We start from the raw sequence: 16,216 nt of genomic DNA on the forward strand, positions 1-16,216 counted from the left end.
ATCGGCCGACGCCTATCGCTTGCATCCCCGTCCGGATCGTAACAGCGGCTCATGCGTTGAGCGTGAGCCAAATGGGAGCAACAGCCATGAACGTCGCCAATCTGCAACTCGAAGGCCTGCTGATGGCCGTCGCCTCGATCAATCAGGTGCTGGTGCGCAAGGGCCTGCTCACGGTGGAGGATATCGACATTGCGCTGCGCAAGGCCGAGGCCATCGAAACCGGCGAGGAGCGGTCCGACGGCATGTCGGAGTCCAACCGCGACGCCGTCAACTTTCCGATCCGACTGCTGGAACTGGCCAATCAATGCCAGCCGGAGGCGGACATGCCGTCCTTCTCGAAACTGGCCCGCATGGTCGGTCAGATGAAGGAACCCTACAACGACCAGATGTGAGGCGGTCTGCCGACGCGGGGCCTCACCCTCGGCCAATCTTCGAGGCCAGCACGCTGCCCGGTCCATGCACGGCGGCGAACAGCAGGCCGGCGGCGAACGGGAAATGGGACATGAAGGCGCCGAACTCGGCCTGGTTGCCGGTCCAGTGCGACGGACCGTGGAAGGCAAAGCCGAGGAAGACCACGTAGACGGCGGCGACCAGGGCGGCCGGCGTGAAGAACGCTCCGGTCAGCAAGGCGATCACCAGCAGCGTTTCGAGGATCGCGGCGCACCAGGCCAGAAACAGCGGGAACGGGAAGCCGGCGGCGGCGATGTAGCCGGCGGTCATGTTCATATCCATGAACTTGAAGGCTGCTCCCATCGCGAACATGGCGGCCAAGGTCAGGCGGGCGATGAGAATGGCCGCGGTCTGCCACGGCGATTGAACGGCTTCCATGATGTGCTCCAAAGGTTTGCAACGGGTTTCGCCCCAAGGACGGGCGCCACGCCGCCGATCCTACACCAGCCCGCGAAATTCTTTCGCGGCAAAGCCGGACCTCGCAAAAGGAGGCGCTTGCAATCCTCTTGCCGCGCGTGGCCGCTCAGAGCTTCGCCATCAGCTCCCGCCCCAACCGTTTCGGCGGCTCGGCGCGCAGCACCACATTGGTCGTCACCGCGCCGTAGCGGCCGATGGCATCGACGATGCTTTCGAGGTCGGGCGGCGACGGCACGACCACCTTGACCAGAAAACAATCCTCGCCGGTCACCCGCAGCACCTCGACCACTTCCGGCATGGCCGCGAATTTCTTCAGGCAGGTCTGGATGTGCTCATGCGTGGTGCGCAGGCGGATCATGGCCATGGTGCCGAGACCGAGGGCGGTGGGATCGATCGCGGCCCGGTAGCCGGCGATGATGCCGCGCTCCTCCAGCCGCTTCACCCGCTCCGACGTCGCGGGCTGGGACAGGCCGACGCGGCGGCCGAGTTCGGAAATGCCGATGCGGCCATCCTCCTGCATGATCTCGATGATTGCCATGTCGGTGGGGTCGAGCCGTGGCCGGTAATCGCCGTTTGCCATGAACACCTTCAATCCATCGGAATTCTTCATCGCTTTCCGATGATCTCTCATTCCGCGAACAAGGAGAAGCCCTAGGATTGGGACATCATCTGCGGCGAAGAAACAGGATTTTCCATGACCGACTTCATCATTCTGCCGGGCAGCGGCGGATCGGGCGAGGCCCACTGGCAGACACGCTGGCAACAGGCCGACCCGGCGATGCGCCGCTTCAGCCCGGCAAGCTGGGAGCTGCCGGATTTCGACGACTGGGTGGCGGCGCTGGACGTCGCGGTGTCACAGGCACAGACCCCGCCGGTGCTCGTCGCCCACAGTCTCAGCTGCCTGCTGGTCGCGCATTGGCAGGCGGTGTCGAGCCGTCGGATCGGCGGGGCGTTTCTGGTTGCGGTTCCCGACCCGGCCTCGCCGGTCTATCCCGCTTACGGAATTCCCTTCGCCGATACGCCGCGCGGGCCGCTTCGCTTCCCCTCGCTGATCGTGGCCAGCACCGACGATCCCTATGATCCGAACGGCTATGCCGGTGAGAAAGCCACACAATGGGGCAGCGAACTGCACATCGCCGGGCCGCTTGGTCACATCAACAGCAATAGCGGGCTGGGCGACTGGCCGGCGGGAATGGAGCTGCTGACGGCCTTCGTGAGAGACAGACAGGCCGACCACGCAATCGCACCGTAGGCGCCCGAAGCGTGCGCGCGGGCTTGCCCCGACTTGTCCCGCCAGCTATCTCTCGGGAGGGGCGTTTGTGAGGGAGCCTGCGAATGGTGTCCGTCCGATATCTGGTCCGCGATGTCGATCTGTCCATCGCGTTTTATACGAGCCATCTGGGCTTCGCGCTGAAGCAGCAATTCGGTCCGGCGATGGCCATCCTGACGCGCGGCGACCTCTCGCTCTGGCTCGCCGGTCCCTTGGCGTCGGCAGCCAGGCCGATGCCGGACGGCCGGACACCCGAGCCGGGCGGATGGAACCGCTTCGTGCTCGAGGTCGAGCAATTGCCGTCAATCGTGACTAAGATGGTCGAGGCCGGCGTGCGGTTCCGCAACCAGATCGTCGAAGGTCCGGGCGGGCGACAGATTCTTTGTGAAGACCCGTCCGGCAACGTGATCGAGCTGTTCGAGCCCAGCTAGACTTCGGCCGTCGCCTCGGATTCGGCGCCGGGCTTTGCCTGGCCTTCCCACTGCCGCTCCGCCTCTGCTTTACGCTTCGGACAATCCTCGTAGTCATGCTCTCGCGAACCGCAATAGGAGCAGCATTTTGCCGGCGTGTCGGTTCGAAGCATTGTGGCCATGCACAAGAATGCACGAAAATTCATCCGGTTGCAGCAGCGTCCGCGACGTCGCTGCTGGGATGCGTGACCGCCAGCCTGGCACCGCCCTCAATAGCCGCCGCCGAGGATCGGCAGAATCTCGGCGGCAGACATTGCGCGCGGCGCGTATTCGTCCGGCCTATATCAAAGTTAAATGCGGATGCTGGGCGTGAGGTGGTAGGTGATCGCGATGGGGGGACTCTCAACGCGCTCGAGGTGTCCCATGGACGTTCGAAATCTGATTGCCAAATTGTCAGCCGCGGTATTGCACCGCCGCGCCGCGTCTTCGCCGATACTGTTCAGGCCGATCCGCAACTCGCTCGCCGACATCCCGTTGAAGCCGGCGCCGCGGCCGCCTTATCGTCCGCATCGGCCGATCTGGCCGGCAAGCAACATGTAGCTCGCCGGGCTGCAACCAGTTTGTGATTTCCTCGTTTATGGCGATCCCGTTTTCAAGGAGGCAAGTGATGAGATCGATCCGGGCGAGGCGCGAATGGTTTGGATGGTGAGCGCATGAGCCGTTTTCTGCCCCTGACGATCAGATTCGTGGACGGCAGCGCGATGACGGTGTCGTCGATCGCCGACGCCAGGAGGGCGCTAGGCGGAACATGGAAGAACAAGCAGACGGCGGCCTACAAGGCGGCCGACAGGCTGGTGGATGACGCGTTGAACGGCATTTGCCGCCCGGACATCGCCTTTGCCGCTTTCCAGAATGCCGCCGCCCAACAGGGCTTGCTGAAGCCGGCGAAGCCAAGTGCCGCCCTTGCCATGCTCGACGAATTGGCGTCGCTGGATGGGCATCGTTGAAAGACCGGCTGACGGATTGCCTGCGATGTCATGGCGAACGCCGGATAGCCTATCTCGGCTCGCGGTTCATGCTGAGATAAGTCGGGTCGAACTCGGCGATTTCCACCAGCTGCTGCCAGTCCAGAATGGTCACCATGTAATTTGCCCAGCCGATCACACCGATCTTGCGCAGCGCGCCGATGACCCGGTTCATGTGGACGACCGAAAGCCCAAGCACATCGGCCAGTTCCGCCTGCGACAGGGGAAGCCAGAAACTCATGCCGTTGGTCTGCTTGACGACCTGGAGCCGCACGAACAGCTCGCACACAAGATGCGCCAGATGCGAAGTCTTGGACCGCCGGCCCATGGCCACGATCCATTCCCGATGGATGGCGCCATCGACGAGCGTGTCCAGCCAAAGCAAGCGGCTGAGATGAGGCGCCTGTTCGGTGATCGTCCTTAGCCGACTGTGGTCGGCGGCGATCACCCGGCATGGCGACAAAGCTATAATGCCATGGTCCATTGTCTTGAGCAGGAAGGCGTGCAAATCGACAAAATCGCCTGGCACCTGCAACGAGGTGAACTGGCGGCCGCCATCCTCCAGCACCTTGTAGCGCGCCGCCAGACCCTCGATGATGAGCGTGCTGTAGCCTGGCCTCGATCCCTCTGAAACGATGTCCTGACCGGTGGCAAAATCCATCTCGATGGTCATGGCGGCGGCCAGCAGCCCCTTTTCCTGCTCGGACAAAGCGTCATGCTGGCCAAGGTTGAGATAAAGCGGTTCTAGCATGGAGGATCCAGTTCGAGATTTCGTGGACATTCGTGGCCTAGCCAAACGCCGGAGATCGGGTGCGGTTGCAATCGGCCGGCACGGCGACGGCTCCTGGCAGGAAATCTGCTCAGGGCACAGTCGCATGGAACCATGGGTGCGGGTTGGGATTTAATCCATGTCGCTCAAAAATGGCCCCGATTTTGAGACAACGACATGCATAAAAACACAGACCTGAAGCGCGTCGCCTGCGTCCTTCAACCGCGATGCGCCTTAGCGTTCTCACGCAGGGATCCTTGCACACATGGAACGGTTCTACTTCGACTTGTACAACGCCGAGACCCAGATTGATGAAGAGGGGCAGCTTTTTCCCAGCCGGGAGCGTGCGGGAGCCGAAGCGCTGCGCATATTGCACGATGTGGCGCGCGACGAGATACCGGAGGGCGACCACCGGCGGATCACCGTCAAGATGCTGAACGAGAACAGGGAGCAGATATTCGAAGCGTCGCTGACCATGGCGTCGCTGTGGAGTTGAACTCGTCGACCCTGTCGAGGACTGTATGGAACCTCTTGCCCTCCCCTCTGTTTCCTAAGGAGGGGCCAGCGGCAGAAGCTGCACGGCTGATTGACTGGAGGCATCTATGTCCTTGCAAAAGCTTCATCCCGAGCAGGTCGACGACACACGCAGGCTTGCCTATTCGACCTTTGCCCCGGCGCTGATCGGTTCGCTCACCAAGCGTCTGGCGCGGTGTCAGGGCGTCAAGGAACTGGGCGCCCTGGAAAAGTCGCTCATCCGCCTGATCGAAGACTCCGATGTCGATGGGCCGCAAGCCGAGGCGATGAAAGAGTTCGCCATCGAGCTGGTGGTGTCGACGATATCGGAAGCCCGCGCTCACCCCGACACCAAGAGCGATGTCGAAGCCGTTGGCGAGCGCCGCGCCGAAGGCCGCTCCGAGAACCCGCAGACGCTCGAGGAGCAGTTGCAATCAGGCCTCGAAGACAGTTTTCCGGCCAGCGATCCGCCCGCCGTCGTCTCGACCGCCATTTCCGGCGCCTCGAAGGACCTTGTCGGCACCGACGAGGTGTTGCGCCGCAAGAAGGAGGCGGCGCAACGAAAGCAGGAAAAGGCCGACGCCGGTTAGCCGGACAAGTCGCGCCAGCTCGGGCGGTGAGAAGCCGTCAGCCGAAGCGCTTTTCCGGTGACTGTCCGCTGGATGGTGACTGTTCGCCGGCCCGCGCGACGATCGCCTCGAGCGGCTCCGGCCGGTGAAGCAGAAAACCCTGGCCATAGGCCACGCCCATGCCGCGCAAAATGTCGAGCGCTTCCTGCTGTTCGATCTTTTCGGCCACCACCGCGCAGCCGAGACTTTTGGCGATGCCCGCTATGGCCGAGACGATCTCGCGATCGAAACGGCTTTCCGCGATATTCTCGATGAACGAGCCGTCGATCTTGATCTGATCGACCGGAAAGCGCCGCAAATATTCGAACGAGCTCATGCCGGCGCCGAAATCGTCGAGGCTGACGCGGCATTGCCGCTCGCGCGCCTTGCGCACGAACTGCTCGGCGGCGTCGAAATTGGTGACGGCCGCGGTCTCGGTGATCTCGAAACCGATGCCGGAATGCGGCGCCCCGGTCTCGGCGATGACGGCGTCGACGAAATCCCATAGCAGCGGGTCGCTCAGCGTCTGCGCCGACAGGTTGAAGCCGAGCATGATGGCGCCTGACCGCATCGCCTCGCCATGCTGCGAAAGCGCTGTCCTGATGATCCAGCGGTCCAACCGCGAGGCAATGCCGAAGCGCTCGGCGACCGGAATGAATTCGCTGGGCGGGATCAGCTTGCCATTGCGCCCGGCAAGCCGCGCTAGCACCTCGACATGGCGGCTCTCCTTCCAAGGCTGGCCCAGAAGATGGATCTCCTGGCCGAACAGTTTCAGCCGCCCGTCATCCATGGCGTCGACCGTGTCGGCGGCGACACGCGCCGCGTTGAGGCCGCCGGAGCCCGACGCCGCATCGGCCGAAAACACCGCGAAGCGATTGCGCCCGGCCGCCTTGGCGGCATAGCAGGCGTCGTCGGCGCAGGCCAACGCATCGGCAACTGTGGTGGTGGTGTCCTCGACGAAGGCGATGCCGATGCTGGCCGCGAGTTTTCGCGAGGTCGCCGGCAGTCCGAGGTCGGCGTCACGGACCGCCGCAAGAATCGCGCCGGCCAGCGCCTCGGCCTTGGCCGATTGGCAATTGGGCACCAGCAGCGCGAACTCGTCGCCGCCGAGGCGCGCGGCACGCGCCGATGCCGGCAGGCAGCCCAGAATACCGGCGGCGACACCCCTCAGCGCCAGGTCGCCGGCGGCGTGGCCGGCAAAGTCGTTGAGCGCCTTGAAGTAGTCGAGATCGACATAGAACACCGCCAGCGGCAAAGCCCGCTCGGTGGCGATATGCACGGCCAGCAGCCGGTCGAAGGCGGCACGGTTCAAGAGGCCCGTCAGCGCATCGTGGTGAGCGGCGTAGGCGAGTTCCCGCTCGCGCTTCTTGTCCTCGGTGATGTCGCGCACGGTGCCGAGAATCTGGCCCGCCGTCTCGGGCGCCGCGATGAAGCGCACCAGCGATTCGACATGGCGGATTTCGCCGTCGCGCCTGACGATGCGGTATTGCGCGGCGACGACGCCGTCGGTCGAAAGCGGCGCCAGATGGGCGCGCTCTGCGGCATCCTTGTCGTCGGGGTGCAGATAGGAATGCCAAAGGTCGGCGGCCACCTCGTCGGTGTCGGCGACCAGGCCGAATATCTCCCTGGTGCGGGCGTCCCAATAGCTCTTGTTGGCGTCGATATCGTGATGCCAGATGCCGGTGCCGCTGGCCGCCAGCGCCAGGCGAAAGCGCACATTGACCCGCTCCAGTTCGGCTTCCGCCTCTTTCTGCCGGCTGATGTCGGTCTGCACGCCCATCAGCCTGACCGGCCTGCCCGTCTCGTCACGCTCGACAATGCCGCCGCGGTCCAGCACCCAGATCCAGTGGCCGTCCTTGTGCTTGAGGCGTAGCTCGGTCTCGATCGAGGCGGTCAGGCCGGAAATGTGCCGCTCTCCGCTGGCCAGCGCCCGCTGGCGGTCGTCGGGATGCGTCAGCTTCAGCCAGAGGTCGTCGCTGTTGGCAAGCTCGCCATCCTCATAACCCAGCATGTGCGACCAGGTCGGCGAATAGAAACAGTCGCCGCTCAAAATATCCCAGTCCCATACGCCGAGATGAGCGCGTTCGAGCGCAAGCGCCCAGAATTCGCCGTTGCGTATTTTCTCTTCAGCCATGCCCTGGTTTCGCTCACTCCGTCGCCGCCACTATGCACGCAAGCAGAGAAGAAAGCGTTACCGGGTGCGCCGCGCCCACAGTGCGGACAAGGCCTGCAATCGTGCCGGACCATGCCGTAAGGCGTCATCATGCGATTGGGGCTCGTCATGCCATTGGCGCCCTGATTGGAACCGCCCTGGCCGGGCCTGGCTCGACGATCCTTATCGCGCGGCGGCGCGCATTGTCCTCGAGCAGGCCGCGCAGTTCCTCGCGGCCGCGCGCGATGCGCGACATCAGCGTGCCGGCCGGCACGCCGAGCATCTCGGCGGCCTCGGCATAGGAGAAGCCTTCGATGGCGACCATGGTCAGCGGGGCACGGCGGTCGGGGCTGATCGCCTGCAGCGCGTCGATGATCTCGCGGGCCGCGACATTCTCCAGCTGGTCGGCGGGAGAGGCCTGCACCTCGCCGGCCTCCAGCGGCAGCATCGAGGCCTCGCCTCGCCGGTTCACCTTGCGCATCTGGTCGATGAACAGATGATGCATGATCGTGAACAGCCATTTTCGCGGGCTCTCTCCCGTCTGCCAGTTGTCCAGCCGCAGCAGCGCCCGCTCCAGGCAGTCCTGGACGAGATCGTCGGCGGAATCGCGGTCGCGCAGCAGCGAGCGCGCATAGCGGCGCAGGCGCGGGATTTCGTCGAGAATTGCTCTCTGCTTTTCGTCCATGACCTTTTGTCTTCGTTTCGGCATGCCGTTGCCGCAAAACCGCTGCGCCCCCGGGTGAGGACAGCTTTGGCTGATCTGAAAAATTCCTCTGTTCATGCCTGTCGTCGGCTCCAAAAACGCTGGGCACTTTTGGGCGACAGGCATGACGCGCTCAGCGCGGCGCGGCGTCGATGGTGACCCGGTGTGGGTAGAAGGCGCCGTGGTCGCGAATTTCAGTCATCTCGTCGAAAGGCTGCTCATAGGCCCACATCGCGTCGTTGCCGGTTTCACCCGCCGGCAGCACGTTCCAGTAGCTGGCGTCGCCCTTGTAGGGGCACAGCGTCGACCGCTCCGTCTTCTTGAGCTTGCGGAAGTCGATGTCCTCGAACGGGATGTAGAAGGAGAAGGGATGGGGCGGCTCGGTCACCATTTTGGCTTTTGCCGAGGAAGCGATGATGGTGCCGTTTGCAAACACGACGACACGCCCGTTGAAGGGCTCGACGGTGATCACCTTGCCCGGATTGCGCCTGAAGCCGGGTGACGGGTTCGCATGCTGATCCATGACTGCTCTCCTCGTCCGCTGGTGGTTCGATGCCGGTCGACGGCGTCAGCTCTCACTGGTCACTGATGGGCCGGCGACAGCGGTCACACGCGACAGCTTCTGGCGCTTTTCGAGCTGTGGCTTTTCATAGGTCTTCTTCATCGTTCTTCCTTTTCTGACGTCTGGCAGCCGGTCCGCGCGGCTGCCGGTCGTGGATCATGGCTCCAAGGGACAACAGGCGCATCTCCCGTCCGGCCGATGCGCCGCCGAAGGAAATCCGGGCCAGCGTGGCAAGAACGATTCGCATGTGTTTCGCCGCGATCCGACGGCGGTGGATTTATCTCAGCCGGGACGGCCATGCTTGGGCCGGGCGGAACACGGTTTTGGCGAATGCGGCCCTGTCAGCACGACCGCAAGGCTTGGACAGGCGCGAACAGCTACCGGCGCGGCTATGGCGATGGCTGCTTGGCGCCGGTGCACGCCGCGAAATATCGATAATAAAGGACGACAGGTGAGACTCTACAAATCAAGATGATTTGCCAGATATTTTCGCCTTTTCGGCACGAGAAGCAAAATAAATTTTCGACAGATGAACTTTCACTTCGAGAAAATGTCCATTTCATCTCTGTTAACCAAATATTAACCAAAATTATCCGATACATACCGAAGTTATTCGCTGTCGTAATCCGAATCTAAGTTGTAATAATCATTGCACAGTTCGCTTCTGACATTACTGTATCGTTGATGTCTTGCGAAGCATGCAACGGAGGAGCTGTAGGAGTGAAATCCGGGTCAAGACTGTGTTGCGAGGAACGGTCTGCCCGACGGAGGAAACACGCATGAGATTGCTGAAATATGCGCTGCTGGCGGGAGCGTCGCTGCTTCCCATCCTGCCCGCGATCGCCGCGACCGCGACGGGCAGCATGAATGTCCGCATCACGATTACCGACGAATGCAAGGTGCAGACGGCGAGCGATCTCGATTTCGGCCCGCACGGTGTCATTGATGCGAATGTCGACCAGACCAGCACCATCAACGTGCAATGCACGACCGGCAAGTCATACAATGTTGGTCTGAGCGCCGGAGCGGGCGCGGGCGCAACGGTTGCTGTTCGCAAGATGACCGGGCCGGCGTCGGCGACGATCGACTACACCATCTACAGGGAAAGCACCCGGACGCAGCTTTGGGGCACCACGATCCCCACCGACACGGTCGGCGGAACCGGCAACGGCGCCATTCAGCCGCTGACGGTCTACGGGCGTGTTCCACCGCAGACGACACCGGCGGCGGGCCTCTACACCGACACGGTTGCGATCACCATAACGTACTGACAATCGATACCAACACGAGGACGATCATGCGATCCATGCTTTCATGCATCGGAGCCACGGCTGTTCTGTTGCTGTGCGCCGGTCTCTCACAAGCCGCTTCGCTCAGGGTGGCGCCGACAGGTCTCGAGCTGATCTCGCCCGACGCCTCGGCGGTTCTCAACCTCAGCAACGATGACCCCAAGCGGCCGATCAATGTGCAGATACGCGTCTTCGCCTGGAGCCAGGCTGGCGGGATCGAGACGCTGACGCCGACTACGGACGTCGTCGCCAGCCCGCCATCGACCAAACTCGGACCCAATGCCCAATACGTGGTTCGCGTCGTGCGCGTCAGCAAGGCGCCGGTGCGGGCCGAGGAAAGCTACCGCGTCATCGTCGACGAGTTACCCGACCCGTCGCGCAAGAAGGCCGGTACGGTCGCGCTCGCGCTGCGCTACTCCGTGCCGGTGTTTTTCCGCGACGCCGATGCGGCCGCGCCGGCAGTCGCCTGGAGTGTTTCGCGCAAGGGCGGCAGTCTTGTGCTGACAGCCAGCAATACCGGTGAAAGTCGTCTCCGCTTGTCCAACCTATCCCTGACCCAGAACGGCAAAAAGCTCGGCAACCGAAACGGGCTCGTCGGTTATGTCCTGGGCGGCGCGACCATGCAGTGGCCGATCGGCAGCGGCAAATCACTGTCAGCGGGCTCCGTGCTTTTGAAGGCACAGAGCGATCTTGGACCCTTCGATGCCAACGTTGCCGTCAAGGGCAAGTAGCGTCGCTGTCATCGTCGCGGTTGCGACTTTCACACCTTGCTTGGCGGTGCGTTCGCAGGAATTTCCGGCCGTGACGAACCTCGAACAGCCGGCTTCCGTTTTGCCAGCGGGCCGCAGCCTCTATCTCGAGGTGTTCATCAACGACGTTTCGACCAAGCTGGTCGGCAATTTTATCGAGATGCCGGATGGTGGGCTGGCGGCGGCGCCCCAAGAGCTGAAGGAGGTCGGCCTGAAACCGCCGGAGGACATAGCCGACGCCGGCGGCCTGGTCAGGCTCGACCAGTTGGCCGACGTTTCGTTTCGGATCGATGAGGTAGCCCAGCGCCTCTACGTCACCGCCGCCAATGACAGCCGCGAGGCGCGCATGGTGGATCTCGGCTTGCGCTTGCAGGACCGGCCGGCGCCGCAATCGGGCTTGGGCGCGGTTCTCAACTATTCGCTGTTTGCCAGCTCCAACACATTGTTCGACAAGGACGTCGAGCTGTTCCAAGGCGTTTCCGGCGGCTTCGATGCGCGCGTGTTCAGCCCCTATGGAACGCTCAGCCAATCCTTCATCGCCGGCTATTCCGACGGCAGGCTGGGCGGCTTCACGCGGCTCAACACGACATGGAGCTATTCCGACCCCGACCGGCTGATGACCTACCGCGCCGGCGACTTCATCTCCGGTGGATTGTCGTGGACGCGTCCGATCTATCTCGGCGGCATCCAGGCGCAACGCAACTTCCACCTGCGATCGGACCTGGTGACGCTACCTCTGCCCTCCTTCGGCGGCACGGCGGCGGTGCCGTCGACGCTCGAGGTCTATACGCAGAACGTGCGCACCTATTCCGGCGACATCCAGCCCGGGCCGTTCCAGGTCACCAATCTGCCGGTGTTCACGGGCGCCGGACAGGCGCAGGTGGTGCTGCGCGACAGCCTCGGCCGCGAGACCACGGCCACCTTGCCGTTCTATGCCTCCAGCATGCTGCTGCGCCAGGGACTGCTCGACTTTTCCGTCGAGGCAGGGATGGCGCGGCGCAATTTCGGCATCTCCTCCGACGATTATGACGGCCGCGTCATGGGGGTCGCCAGCGCGCGTTACGGCGTGACCGACCGGCTGACATTGGAAGCCCATGCCGAGGGCGGCGCCGATCTGATCAATGGCGGCATAGGTGCTGCCTTCCCGCTCGGGGCATATGGCGCAGCTTCGCTGGCGGTCGCCGGCAGCCATCATGACCGGCGCACCGGCTCGCTGGTCGATGCCAGTGTCGAATTCGGCTATGACGGCTGGGCGATCAACGCCCACATGCAGCGGGCCTTTGGCGGCTATGAAGACATCGCCTCGGTGACGGCGGAGCCGGTTCTCGACCCCGACGACTTCACCCGTTTCAGCGCCGGCGTGCCGCGCGCGGTCGACCAGGTGACACTCAGCGTGCCGATGCCGATCGATTTCTCCAGCCTCAACCTGTCCTATACGCATTTGAAGAGCGCCGAGGGCGAAAGCAGCCAGATCGTCGGCCTGTCCTACAGCCAGGCGATCTTCAAGCGCAGCACGCTCTATGCCACCGCCTTCGCCGATCTCGACGACGACAGCAGCTATGGCGTGTTCGCCGGGATTTCGATCCCGTTCAACGACGAGATCTCGGCGTCGACAGGCGTCGAGCAAGGCCCTGACGGCCTCAATGTCACTGCCGACCTCGCCAAATCGGAGCGGGCCGAGGACGGCAGCATCGGCTGGCGGCTGCGCACCTCGGAGGGCGAGGTCCCCAATCGTTCGGCAGCGGTCAGCTACCGCGCGCCGTTTGCGCGTTTCGAGGCCGGCGCCCAGCAATTCGACAAGGACTTTCGCGTGACCGGCCAGATGGACGGCGCCATTGCGGTCGCAGACGGCGGGGTGTTCGCCACCAACCGCATCGACGATGCCTTTGCCGTCGTCGATGTCGGCACGCCTGATGTCGAGGTCTTGCATCAGAACCGGCCTGTAGGCAGGACCGACAGCAAAGGCCGCATCCTGGTCACCGGGCTCAACTCCTATGAGCTGAACACGGTCTCCATCGACCCGAAGAATCTACCAGTCGACGCGGATGTCCCGGCTACCAAGGAGACCGTCTTCCCAGCCGACCGCAACGGCGTCGTGCTGAAGTTCGGCGTGTCCGAGGCGGCGCAGGCCGCGCTGGTGACGCTGGTCGACTCGAGCGGAACGCCGCTCGAAGCCGGACTGTCGGGACGCGTCGATGGCGGCACTGAAGACTTTGTCGTCGGCTATGACGGGCAGGCCTACATCAAGGGCCTCGGCAAGCAGAATTCCGTGCAGGTCGAGCGCGCGGACGGCGATTCATGCCGGGCAGAGTTTCCCTTCGAGGCGGCGCGCGGCCGGCAGGTGGTGATCCGTGACGTGGTGTGCCAATGAGAGCTGGAGGAAAAAAGCTGCGCGCCGTAATCATCGCACTTCTGCTGGTGCTGCTACCGTCGCTCGCCCGCGCGCAAAGCTGCAGTTACACCGTCACCAGTTTGAATTTCGGCCTCATCGACACGCTGTCGGGCACCGCGGCGACATCGACAGCCACCTTCACCGCGACTTGCAGCGGCAGTTTGCCATTGCTGCTGCCCGTCCTGGTCTGTCCGCATATTGCCGCCGGCACCGGCGGTGCAACCTCGGCGGCGGCCCGGCAGATGGCGAGCGGCGTCAACAGCCTCAACTATCAACTCTATTCGGACCCCGCAATGAGCGTTGTCTGGGGCAGCTATAACTGGGCCTATGCCTCGCGCCCGCCACCGCTGCTGCTGAGCCCCAATCTCTTCGGCAACTCAATCGACACCCTGACGCTCTATGGCCGGGTTCCCGGCGGCCAGGCGACCGTTCCGCCGGGCACTTATCTGTCGACATTTTCGGGCGGGCAACTCGAGTTCCGCTCCCGGACAACCCTGTTGAGCAGCAGCTGCAACACCGGCGCGGGCAACTTGGGCACCAGTCCGACCTTCACCATCAACGCCACGGTCGCGGCAAACTGCCTGGTCGCCACCCAGAACATCGATTTCGGCTCCAAGGGCGTGCTCGACGCCAATGCCGATGCCACCGGCCAGGTCTCGGTCACCTGCACGCCGTCGACCGCCTATACGGTTTCCCTGAATGGCGGCACGACAGGCGGCACGCCGACCAATCGCAAAATGTCGAAGGGCGGCGAGCGGGTCACCTACGGCCTCTACAAGGACGCCGCGCGCTCGCAGCCCTGGGGTGACGCCGGAACGCCGGGAAGCACGGTGGCCGGCACCGGAACCGGCTTGGCGCAACCGCTCATCGTCTACGGCCGCGTGCCGCCGCAGACGACGCCCTCGGCCGGCGTCTACACCGACACGGTGGTGGTGACCATCACCTATTGATCGCGGCCCGCCTCGCCGTTGGCCGGCGCCAGCCAGCGCGCGTAAATCTCGCCGACGATGCCGCGGCGAAAGACCAGCACGCAGATCATGAAGATCAGGCCGGTGGCGATGGTCACCGGGAAGCCTGAGGTGGCGAGGGTGTTTTCCAGGCCGACGACGAGGCCGGCGCCGACGACAGGACCGACCATGGTGCCGATGCCGCCGAGCAGCGTCATCAGGATCACCTCGCCTGACATCTGCCAGGTGACGTCGGTCAGCGTCGCGAACTGGAAGACGATCGCCTTGGTGGCGCCGGCAAGCCCGGCAAGGGCTGCCGACATGACGAAGGCGGCGAGCTTGTAGCGGCCGACCGAATAGCCCAGCGAGATGGCGCGGTTCTCGTTCTCGCGGATCGAACGCAGGATCATGCCGAACGGCGAGTTGACGATGCGCCAGACGGCGAAGACGCCGATGAGGAAGACGGCAAGCACGACGAAATACATGTTGAGCGTGACGTTGAGATCGACGATGCCGAACAGATGCCCGCGCGGCACGCCCTGTATGCCGTCCTCGCCTTCGGTGAACGGCGCCTGGACGCAGAAGAAATAAAACATCTGCGCCAGCGCCAGCGTGATCATCGAGAAATAGATGCCTTGCCGGCGGATGGCGAGGAAGCCCATGACCAGGCCGAGCACGGCCGCTCCGGCGGTGCCGAGCAGGATGCCGGCCTCGGGCGGCCAGCCCCATGCCTTGACGGCGTAGGCGCAGAAATAGGCGGCGGCGCCGTAGAAGGTGGCGTGGCCGAACGACAACAGCCCGGTGTAGCCGAGCAGCAGGTTGAAGGCGCAGGCAAACAGCGCGAAGCACAGCATCTTCATCAGGAAGATCGGATAGACGAAGAAGGGCGCGGCTATCAGCGCCAGTATGGCCAATGCCAGCAATACCCGCTCCAGCCGCACGGAGGCGGCGGTGCGCTGTTGGTGAAGGGTTGCCTCGCTCATCTCAGGCGTCCCTTCCGAACAGGCCGGCGGGGCGCAGGAGCAGCACGATCGCCATGATGACGAAGACGACGAGGTTCGACGCCTCGGGATAGAACACCTTGGTCAGGCCCTCGGCGAGGCCGAGCATGTAGCCGGTGACGATGGCCCCGAGAATCGAACCCATGCCGCCGACCACGACGACGGCAAAGACGACGATGATGATATCGGAGCCCATCAGCGGACTGACCTGGTAGACGGGCGCGGCGAGAATACCGGCAAGGCCGGCGAGCGCCGCGCCGAGCCCATAAGTGAGCGTCAGCAGCAGCGGCACGTTGACGCCGAAGGCCTGCACCAGCTCGGGACTTTCGGTCGCGGCGCGCAGATAGGAGCCGAGCCTGGTCTTTTCGATCAGGAGCCAGGTGCCGATGCAGACGATGAGCGAGGCCACCACCACCCAGCCGCGATAGTTGGGCAGGAACATGAAGCCGAGATTGGTGCCGCCGGCAAGCTGCGCCGGAACGGCATATGGGTTGCCCGACACGCCGTAGTAGAAACGGAACACGCCTTCGATGACCAGCGCCAGTCCGAAGGTGAACAGCAGCCCGTAGAGCGGATCCAGGCGGTAGAGCCGCGACAGCGCCACGCGCTCGACCGCCATGCCGAAGACGCCGACGATGAGCGGCACCAGGAGCAGCGCCGGCCAGTAGCCGATGCCGAGATGGACGAGCAGCAGGTAACCGATGAAGGCGCCGAGCATATAGAGTGCGCCATGGGCGAAATTGATGATCCGCAGCAGGCCGAAGATGACGGCCAGGCCGAGGCTCAGCATGGCGTAGAAGGAGCCGTTGATCAGCCCGACCAGCATCTGGCCGAGCAAGGCCTGGACGGGGATGCCGAAGATCATGGTCATGGCGTCACCGATGGTGTTGCAAGGGGGATGCGTCTGTGCGGCACGTACCCCCACCCGGACCTTCGGTCCGACCTCCCCACAAGGGGGA

Annotated in this window: 18 protein-coding genes and 1 pseudogene; 11 read left to right on the top strand and 8 right to left on the bottom strand. The window is 63.7% G+C overall.

Going from position 1 to position 16,216, the window contains the following annotated elements; genetic code table 11:
* Positions 1-86 precede the first annotated feature (86 nt).
* Positions 87-392 (top strand): hypothetical protein, encoded by a 306-nt coding sequence (locus X733_RS148675; protein ID WP_023671444.1) that lies wholly within the window; start codon positions 87-89, stop codon positions 390-392.
* Between the two features lie 22 nt (positions 393-414).
* Here the strand turns inward: X733_RS148675 and X733_RS148670 are convergent, their stop codons facing one another.
* Together X733_RS148670 and X733_RS148665 are read right to left on the bottom strand one after the other, a co-directional pair.
* Positions 415-828, bottom strand: a complete 414-nt coding sequence (locus X733_RS148670; RefSeq protein ID WP_023700688.1) for a DoxX family protein — start codon at positions 826-828, stop codon at positions 415-417.
* A gap of 145 nt (positions 829-973) precedes the next feature.
* Complete coding sequence (locus X733_RS148665) at positions 974-1,477, bottom strand: Lrp/AsnC family transcriptional regulator (protein ID WP_023671442.1); 504 nt, start codon at positions 1,475-1,477, stop codon at positions 974-976.
* 84 nt (positions 1,478-1,561) lie between these two features.
* On the opposite strand from X733_RS148665, the gene X733_RS148660 reads away from it, so the two are divergent.
* From X733_RS148660 to X733_RS148650, 4 genes are all read left to right on the top strand, one after another.
* Positions 1,562-2,119, top strand: a complete 558-nt coding sequence (locus tag X733_RS148660; protein ID WP_023697757.1) for an alpha/beta hydrolase — start codon at positions 1,562-1,564, stop codon at positions 2,117-2,119.
* 83 nt (positions 2,120-2,202) lie between these two features.
* A complete protein-coding gene (locus X733_RS148655; protein ID WP_023819041.1) occupies positions 2,203-2,568 on the top strand; it encodes a VOC family protein in 366 nt (121 codons plus the stop codon).
* Between the two features lie 402 nt (positions 2,569-2,970).
* Positions 2,971-3,147, top strand: a complete 177-nt coding sequence (locus X733_RS1000000169630; RefSeq protein WP_023671438.1) for a hypothetical protein — start codon at positions 2,971-2,973, stop codon at positions 3,145-3,147.
* A 113-nt stretch (positions 3,148-3,260) separates the two neighbouring features.
* A complete protein-coding gene (locus X733_RS148650) occupies positions 3,261-3,554 on the top strand; it encodes a DUF982 domain-containing protein (RefSeq protein ID WP_023685943.1) in 294 nt (97 codons plus the stop codon).
* A gap of 49 nt (positions 3,555-3,603) precedes the next feature.
* Here the strand turns inward: X733_RS148650 and X733_RS148645 are convergent, their stop codons facing one another.
* Positions 3,604-4,323, bottom strand: coding sequence for a Crp/Fnr family transcriptional regulator (locus tag X733_RS148645; protein WP_023819042.1), 720 nt, complete (start codon positions 4,321-4,323; stop codon positions 3,604-3,606).
* A 283-nt stretch (positions 4,324-4,606) separates the two neighbouring features.
* Here X733_RS148645 and X733_RS148640 point away from each other — a divergent pair, with 283 nt between their 5' ends.
* Together X733_RS148640 and X733_RS1000000170240 are read left to right on the top strand one after the other, a co-directional pair.
* Positions 4,607-4,837 carry a hypothetical protein gene (locus tag X733_RS148640; RefSeq protein ID WP_023671435.1) on the top strand — a complete coding sequence of 77 codons (231 nt, stop codon included), beginning with the start codon at positions 4,607-4,609 and terminating at the stop codon, positions 4,835-4,837.
* Between the two features lie 106 nt (positions 4,838-4,943).
* Positions 4,944-5,366 (top strand): annotated as a pseudogene (locus X733_RS1000000170240) (hypothetical protein); the annotation flags it as partial.
* A 115-nt stretch (positions 5,367-5,481) separates the two neighbouring features.
* Here X733_RS1000000170240 and X733_RS148630 read toward each other — a convergent pair.
* The 3 genes from X733_RS148630 to X733_RS148620 form a co-directional block, all read right to left on the bottom strand.
* Entirely contained in the window at positions 5,482-7,596 is a 2,115-nt protein-coding gene (locus tag X733_RS148630; protein ID WP_023819043.1) for an EAL domain-containing protein, read from the bottom strand.
* Positions 7,597-7,741: 145 nt separating this feature from the next.
* Positions 7,742-8,299 carry an RNA polymerase sigma factor gene (locus X733_RS148625; RefSeq protein WP_023689856.1) on the bottom strand — a complete coding sequence of 186 codons (558 nt, stop codon included), beginning with the start codon at positions 8,297-8,299 and terminating at the stop codon, positions 7,742-7,744.
* Between the two features lie 151 nt (positions 8,300-8,450).
* A complete protein-coding gene (locus X733_RS148620; protein WP_023689855.1) occupies positions 8,451-8,840 on the bottom strand; it encodes a DUF427 domain-containing protein in 390 nt (129 codons plus the stop codon).
* An 818-nt stretch (positions 8,841-9,658) separates the two neighbouring features.
* Between X733_RS148620 and X733_RS148615 the strand changes: the two genes are divergently transcribed.
* The 4 genes from X733_RS148615 to X733_RS148600 are packed head-to-tail and all read left to right on the top strand — an operon-like array spanning position 9,659 to position 14,259.
* Entirely contained in the window at positions 9,659-10,150 is a 492-nt protein-coding gene (locus X733_RS148615; RefSeq protein WP_023819044.1) for a spore coat U domain-containing protein, read from the top strand.
* A 26-nt stretch (positions 10,151-10,176) separates the two neighbouring features.
* Entirely contained in the window at positions 10,177-10,899 is a 723-nt protein-coding gene (locus X733_RS148610; RefSeq protein ID WP_023819045.1) for a molecular chaperone, read from the top strand.
* The gene (locus X733_RS148605; RefSeq protein WP_023819046.1) at positions 10,871-13,288 is read left to right on the top strand and encodes a fimbria/pilus outer membrane usher protein; all 2,418 of its coding nucleotides are present in this window, start codon (positions 10,871-10,873) and stop codon (positions 13,286-13,288) included. Before X733_RS148610 ends, X733_RS148605 begins: the two co-directional genes overlap by 29 nt.
* On the top strand, positions 13,285-14,259 hold the full coding sequence (locus tag X733_RS148600; protein ID WP_031193461.1) for a spore coat protein U domain-containing protein: 975 nt from the start codon (positions 13,285-13,287) through the stop codon (positions 14,257-14,259). Before X733_RS148605 ends, X733_RS148600 begins: the two co-directional genes overlap by 4 nt.
* Here X733_RS148600 and X733_RS148595 read toward each other — a convergent pair.
* Positions 14,253-15,239, bottom strand: coding sequence for a branched-chain amino acid ABC transporter permease (locus tag X733_RS148595; RefSeq protein ID WP_023747796.1), 987 nt, complete (start codon positions 15,237-15,239; stop codon positions 14,253-14,255). The genes X733_RS148600 and X733_RS148595 overlap by 7 nt on opposite strands.
* 1 nt (position 15,240) lies before the next feature.
* Positions 15,241-16,128 (bottom strand): branched-chain amino acid ABC transporter permease, encoded by an 888-nt coding sequence (locus tag X733_RS148590; protein ID WP_023819048.1) that lies wholly within the window; start codon positions 16,126-16,128, stop codon positions 15,241-15,243.
* Positions 16,129-16,216 lie beyond the last annotated feature (88 nt).

It is taken from the genome of Mesorhizobium sp. L2C066B000 (genome assembly GCF_000502335.1).
GTDB lineage: Bacteria > Pseudomonadota > Alphaproteobacteria > Rhizobiales > Rhizobiaceae > Mesorhizobium.

Coding starts and splice junctions, on each gene's coding strand:
- X733_RS148665 (WP_023671442.1), bottom strand. CDS start 1,477: ATGAAGAATTCCGATGGATTGAAGGTGTTCATGGCAAACGGCGATTAC.
- X733_RS148650 (WP_023685943.1), top strand. CDS start 3,261: ATGAGCCGTTTTCTGCCCCTGACGATCAGATTCGTGGACGGCAGCGCG.
- X733_RS148655 (WP_023819041.1), top strand. CDS start 2,203: ATGGTGTCCGTCCGATATCTGGTCCGCGATGTCGATCTGTCCATCGCG.
- X733_RS148605 (WP_023819046.1), top strand. CDS start 10,871: ATGCCAACGTTGCCGTCAAGGGCAAGTAGCGTCGCTGTCATCGTCGCG.
- X733_RS148660 (WP_023697757.1), top strand. CDS start 1,562: ATGACCGACTTCATCATTCTGCCGGGCAGCGGCGGATCGGGCGAGGCC.
- X733_RS148645 (WP_023819042.1), bottom strand. CDS start 4,323: ATGCTAGAACCGCTTTATCTCAACCTTGGCCAGCATGACGCTTTGTCC.
- X733_RS148625 (WP_023689856.1), bottom strand. CDS start 8,299: ATGGACGAAAAGCAGAGAGCAATTCTCGACGAAATCCCGCGCCTGCGC.
- X733_RS148675 (WP_023671444.1), top strand. CDS start 87: ATGAACGTCGCCAATCTGCAACTCGAAGGCCTGCTGATGGCCGTCGCC.
- X733_RS148595 (WP_023747796.1), bottom strand. CDS start 15,239: ATGAGCGAGGCAACCCTTCACCAACAGCGCACCGCCGCCTCCGTGCGG.
- X733_RS148615 (WP_023819044.1), top strand. CDS start 9,659: ATGAGATTGCTGAAATATGCGCTGCTGGCGGGAGCGTCGCTGCTTCCC.
- X733_RS1000000169630 (WP_023671438.1), top strand. CDS start 2,971: ATGGACGTTCGAAATCTGATTGCCAAATTGTCAGCCGCGGTATTGCAC.
- X733_RS148620 (WP_023689855.1), bottom strand. CDS start 8,840: ATGGATCAGCATGCGAACCCGTCACCCGGCTTCAGGCGCAATCCGGGC.
- X733_RS148590 (WP_023819048.1), bottom strand. CDS start 16,128: ATGACCATGATCTTCGGCATCCCCGTCCAGGCCTTGCTCGGCCAGATG.
- X733_RS148610 (WP_023819045.1), top strand. CDS start 10,177: ATGCGATCCATGCTTTCATGCATCGGAGCCACGGCTGTTCTGTTGCTG.
- X733_RS148640 (WP_023671435.1), top strand. CDS start 4,607: ATGGAACGGTTCTACTTCGACTTGTACAACGCCGAGACCCAGATTGAT.
- X733_RS148630 (WP_023819043.1), bottom strand. CDS start 7,596: ATGGCTGAAGAGAAAATACGCAACGGCGAATTCTGGGCGCTTGCGCTC.
- X733_RS148600 (WP_031193461.1), top strand. CDS start 13,285: ATGAGAGCTGGAGGAAAAAAGCTGCGCGCCGTAATCATCGCACTTCTG.
- X733_RS148670 (WP_023700688.1), bottom strand. CDS start 828: ATGGAAGCCGTTCAATCGCCGTGGCAGACCGCGGCCATTCTCATCGCC.